Annotated in this window: 5 protein-coding genes; all 5 read left to right on the plus strand. The window is 64.4% G+C overall.

Features of this window, described 5'->3' with window-relative positions; genetic code table 11:
• A partial coding sequence (locus HP546_RS25750) for a glycosyltransferase (protein WP_172231305.1) occupies positions 1–968 on the plus strand: 968 nt, incomplete at its 5' end.
• Positions 968–1,864: an antimicrobial resistance protein Mig-14 gene (locus HP546_RS25755; RefSeq protein ID WP_172231308.1), complete on the plus strand. Its 897-nt coding sequence runs from the start codon at positions 968–970 to the stop codon at positions 1,862–1,864. The genes HP546_RS25750 and HP546_RS25755, both read left to right, overlap by 1 nt.
• Positions 1,861–3,264: a PIG-L family deacetylase gene (locus tag HP546_RS25760; protein ID WP_172231317.1), complete on the plus strand. Its 1,404-nt coding sequence runs from the start codon at positions 1,861–1,863 to the stop codon at positions 3,262–3,264. The genes HP546_RS25755 and HP546_RS25760 overlap by 4 nt, the downstream gene beginning before the upstream one ends.
• Positions 3,265–3,312: 48 nt before the next feature.
• On the plus strand, positions 3,313–4,269 hold the full coding sequence (locus tag HP546_RS25765; RefSeq protein WP_172231311.1) for a glycosyltransferase: 957 nt from the start codon (positions 3,313–3,315) through the stop codon (positions 4,267–4,269).
• Between the two features lie 64 nt (positions 4,270–4,333).
• Positions 4,334–5,000 (plus strand): glycosyltransferase family 2 protein (locus HP546_RS25770; RefSeq protein WP_172231314.1); only part of this gene is annotated, 667 nt, incomplete at its 3' end.

Below are 5,000 nucleotides of genomic sequence, written 5' to 3' on the forward strand. Positions count from 1 at the left end.
GCGCGTCGGACGAGGTGCTGTTCCTGGAGTTCAGCTCCAAGGCCGTGCGTGGGCTGAAGCTCGGCGCCATTCGCGCACTACGGCGGATCGCGGCCGAGCGCAAATTCGCATTCTGCATTGCCCACCGTTTCAAGCCGATCTATGTGGCTCTGCTGGGTACGGGCCTGCCGGTAATCGGGGTGCACCATGCCTTTGGCGATTATCAGCGCAAAGGCCGCCGGTTGTTCGCCAACCTGTTCAGCAAGCGCCTGAGCCTGCTGGGTGTGTCCGACGCGGTGCGTGACGACATGCGTCGCTGCCTGCCGCAGTGGCCGGGCGAACGTATCCAGACTTTGTACAACCGCATCGACATCGACGCCTTGCAGGCGGCCCTGGTGCCACGTGCCGAGGCACGCCAGGCCTTGGGCCTGGATGCGCAGGCGTGGATCGTCGGCAACGTCGGGCGGCTGCATCCGGACAAGGACCAGGCCACCCTGCTGAGGGGGTTTGCCCAGGCGCTGCCGGGGCTACCGGTCGGCGCCCGGCTGGCTATCCTCGGCAAAGGCCGCCTGGAGCCCACACTCAAGGCCCTGGCTGCGGAGCTGGGTATCTGCGCACAAGTGGACTTCCTGGGCCAGGTGCCGGATGCGCGCCGCTACTTCCAGGCGTTCGACGTGTTCGCCCTCAGTTCTGACCATGAGCCGTTCGGCATGGTCCTGCTCGAAGCCATGGTCGCCGGCGTGCCGGTGCTGGCCACGGCCTGTGGCGGGGCGCGCGAAGTGGTCGAGGGGGTCGGCATGCTGTTCCCGCTGGGCGATGCAACGCAGCTGGCCCAAGGCCTGAAGCACATGGCCATGCTCGACGCCGGGCAGCGCGAGGCCTGCGCCGAGCACATGGTGCAACGCCTGCGACAGCGGTTCTCCGACCAGGCAGTGCGCGAGGCCTTCTGGCAGTTGCCGCAGGTGCGTGCGCTGGTGGGGCAGGCCTGATGCTCAATCGTATCCAGGCCTTCCGCGAGCGCGGTTGGCAAGCTATCGATGCTGCGACCTATGCCGAGGCGTGGGCGCGCTTTGGCGGCAGTGTCGCCACCCATCCGCTGGTGGTCGAGCAATTGGCCGAGCTGGCGCAGATCCCGGTGCGGTACCTGGGCTGGCATCAGGCCGGCGAGCTCAGGGCCGCTATCCCCACTTGGGGACGACACCTGGCGCTGTCCAAGGACGTGCTCAAGCGTGCTGGCAAGAAAGCCCTGTTCGACCTGGGCAATGCCGAAATCATTCTGCCTGCAGCGGCCGATGCCACTGCCCCGTTGCGCCATGCCGCGCGCTATCTGTCCGAGCTGAACCAGGGCCGTTTCAGCGGGCTCAAGGCGCAGGCGGAGCAGCTGGCCATGGCTCGGGCCCCTGAAGACCTGTCGAAGAAGTTTCGCTACAACCAGCGTCGCGAATTGCGCCTGCTGGAAGAGGCGGGCGGCGTGGTACGCCCGATCGGTGACTTCAGCGCTGGGGAAATTGCCAGCATGTACTGCGACCTGTTCCAGCGCCGCTGGGGCTTCCCGGCCACCGGTGCCGAACGCATGGCCGAGGTGCTGGAGCGTCTGCGCGCGTTGCTGATCGGCTCGGTACTGTTGCTGGACGGCAAACCGATTGCCATCCAGTTGGTCTATCGGGTCGAGGCGCCGGAGTGGGTCAGCGTCGAGTACATCAATGGCGGGGTCGACCCGGAAACCAAGGCCTTCAGCCCGGGCAGCGTGCTGAGCTTCCTCAATACCCAGGCCGCCTGGGAAGACGCCCGTGCCCGCAACAAGCCGCTGCGCTTCTCGTTCGGCCGTGCCGACCGCGAGTACAAGGATCGCTGGTGCAACCCCGTGCCGGTGTACCAGGCGTGAGCCGCAAGCAGCAATTGCTCAAGCGCCATCGGCGCAACAAGCGCCTGGGCCTGCTGGCAGGCGTGGTTGCGCTGGTCGGCTTGGCAGTAGTGAGTTGGTGGTGGTTGCCGCTGCTGCTGTTGCCGCTGCTCTGGGCCGGCCATGAGGCGTGGTTTGCCGATCACCTGTTCTACGCGCCAGGCGAGGACTATGCCTACGACTTCGGCGAGTACACGCAGCAAGCCCGCGCCAGTCTGGAGAGGGGGCTGCTCAAGGCCGAATGCGCGCTGCAAGGCGAAGAAACCCTGATCCTTGAACTGCGTCTGAAAAGTAGCTGGGTGGGGCGCTTCCTCGACCCGGCGGTCGAACTGCTGGCTGGCGAGCAGGCTGACCGACAAACCTTCGAGCGTGGCGTCGATGGCGTGCGCTTCCTCAACCTGACCGGCCTGGCTGCGCCCCTGCAGGCTGGCACGTTGCGCCTGCGCGGCCGGCATTGCCGGCTGCAAGGCCAGCCACGCCTGTGGATAACCCCGCCGGTCGAGTTGCAGCGACGTCGGGTGATGGTGATTGCGCCACATGCCGATGACGCCGAGCTGGCCGCATACGGCCTTTACAGCCAGGCCGACGAAACCTGGGTGGTCACCCTGACCGCTGGTGAAATCGAGGCCGAGCACTATCAGCAAATGGGCCTGGACAAGGCCGATGCCGCGCGCCTGAAGGGGCGCCTGCGCGCGTGGGACAGCATCGCCGTGCCGCGCTGGGCCGGGGTGCCGGAGTCGCGCTGCGTGCAGTTGGGTTATTTCTGCCTGCAGCTGCCCGCCATGCAGGCTGCGCCGGAACAGCCAGCCGCCTCCCGCGAGGCCGAGCTGGCCGATATCCGCGTATTCCGCCAGTTCAACCCGTTTCCCCTGCCGGCCGACCGGGATGGCGCGCCGACCTGGAACAACCTGCTGGCTGACCTGCGGGCGTTGCTCGACATGGCAAAACCTGAAGTGCTGGTGATGCCGCACCCGCAGCTCGACCCGCACCCTGACCATATCTGCGCCCAGGCGGCCGTGCTGGAAGCCCTGCAGGGACTGGCCTGGCAGCCAGAAACTTTACTGTGCTACGCCAACCACCTGCACGACAACGACCGCTGGCCAATGGGCGACAGTGGCGATGGTGTGGCCTTGCCTCCGCAACTGAGCACCGGGCAGGCCTGGGCGCCTTGCAGCCTGGTGCTGGGCCTGGCTACCCAGCGCGACAAGGCCATGGCCCTGGGCATGATGCACGACCTGCAGCCACCTGCACCCTTCAAGCGCCGACTGCGCCGCTTGCTGCAGCGCTGGCTGGCAGGGCGCAAGCCGTCGCCGTACGGGGAGAACGAGTTCTTCCGCAAGGCTGTGCGCCGGCACGAACTGTTCTGGCGGCGTGAGCTGTAGGCGCGCCCCATGGTTGACCGCGATGGCGCAGAGCGCCCAAGGAATGCAATGAAAGTCCTGTTTCTGGTGCAGAAAGAACAGCGGGCGATCCTCGACCGTCTGTACGATGGCGTCGCGGCCAACTGCGAGTGTGACCTGCGCTGGCTGACCAGCGAAGACCAGCGCAACCTGCGCCGCTATTTCAAGCGTGAAGTGCAGGTCGAACGCTATGACCGCATCGTCTTCTTCCTGCGCTTCAAACAGGAAATTCGCCAGGTGGCGTTCATTCGCACCGTGCCGAACCTGGTCATCCTCGAACACGATGCCTATCAGAACTACATTCCGTGCAAGTACACCGGCAAGTTCAGCGCCCATTACCGTCAACTGCCGTGGGCACGGGTAATCAGCTCTGGCTACATGGTCAGCGAGCGCCTTCGCCAGGAAGGTTTCGATGCGGTGTTCGTGCCCAAGGGTTACGACGAGCAGTTGCTGACAGATCAGGGGCGTGAGCGCGACATCGAGCTGGCGTTTGTCGGTAGCACCAACAGTGTTGCGTACAGCGGCCGCAAGGCGCTGCTGGATGAGCTGGGGCAGGTCGAAAACCTGGTGGTCACCCGCACCAAGTCGGGTGAGGACTATTGCAACACGCTCAACCGTATCCGCTTTTTCGTCAGTGCCGATGTCGGCATGGGCGAGTACATGATCAAGAACTTCGAAGCCATGGCCTGTGGCTGTGTTTTGCTGGCATACGATCAGGGCGAGGAGGAGAACCGCGCGCTGGGCCTGCAGGACATGCACAACGTGGTGTTCTATGACACCATCCCGACGCTCCAGGAAAAGCTCCGCCGCTTGCGTTCGGACCCTGAACTGTCCCGGCAAATTGCAGAAAATGGCCGCCATCTGGCGGTTTCCCGTTTCAGTTTCGGCGCAGTTGGACGTAGCATCGTCGACCACATGCGCCCGGCACTCAGGCCCCACCCACCCTTGACCGGGTGGCAGCGGTTGCGCCTGAAGCTGGGCATCTAAACAAGAGCTTTCGCGCCTGGGAGTGGGTGTTGAAAGCCGATAGTCGCAATGCGGAGGGAGTCCGGTGCGCTTTTCAAATGAGAGTGACGTCACGCTCGTCGTGACCAGTTGTGGGCGGTTCGACCTGCTCAAAGACACCCTTGAGAGTTTCGATCGCTGCAACACCGCGCCCATTCGCGAGGTGTTCATCACCGAGGATTCCGGTGATGATGCCGTGCATGACGCTGTGCCGGAGCATTGGAAGCCTCACTGCAAGGTGTTCGTCAACCGGCCTCAGCTTGGCCAGTTGCCGTCTATCGACCTGGCCTACAGCCAGGTGAAGACGCCGTACATCTTCCACTGCGAGGACGACTGGCACTTCTATCGCCAGGGCTTCGTCGAAGACTCCCAGGCGATCCTGCAGGTCAGCCCCAACCTGTTGCAGGTGTGGCTGCGCAGCCATGCCCACGACCTGGCCATCCACAGCCCGTACATCCACCTGGGCGATCGCCAGGTGATCGCTGGCGTGCCTTGCTACCCGTTGCTGTCCGAAAAAGCCGAGTGGCAGGCGTTTTCGCTCAACCCGGGCCTGCGTCGCTTGAGCGATTACCAGCGCTGCGCGCCATTTGCCGCCTATGCTGGAGAGAAGGCGCTTTCCCGGCGCTACGCTGAGTTAAATCTGACAGCGGTCACTTTGGAGGGTGATGCAGTCTTACACACCGGATTTGGTAATCACGTGACCTTGCCCATCG

Source organism: Pseudomonas sp. CM25 (assembly GCF_013179705.1).
In the GTDB taxonomy this organism is placed as follows: Bacteria; Pseudomonadota; Gammaproteobacteria; order Pseudomonadales; family Pseudomonadaceae; genus Aquipseudomonas.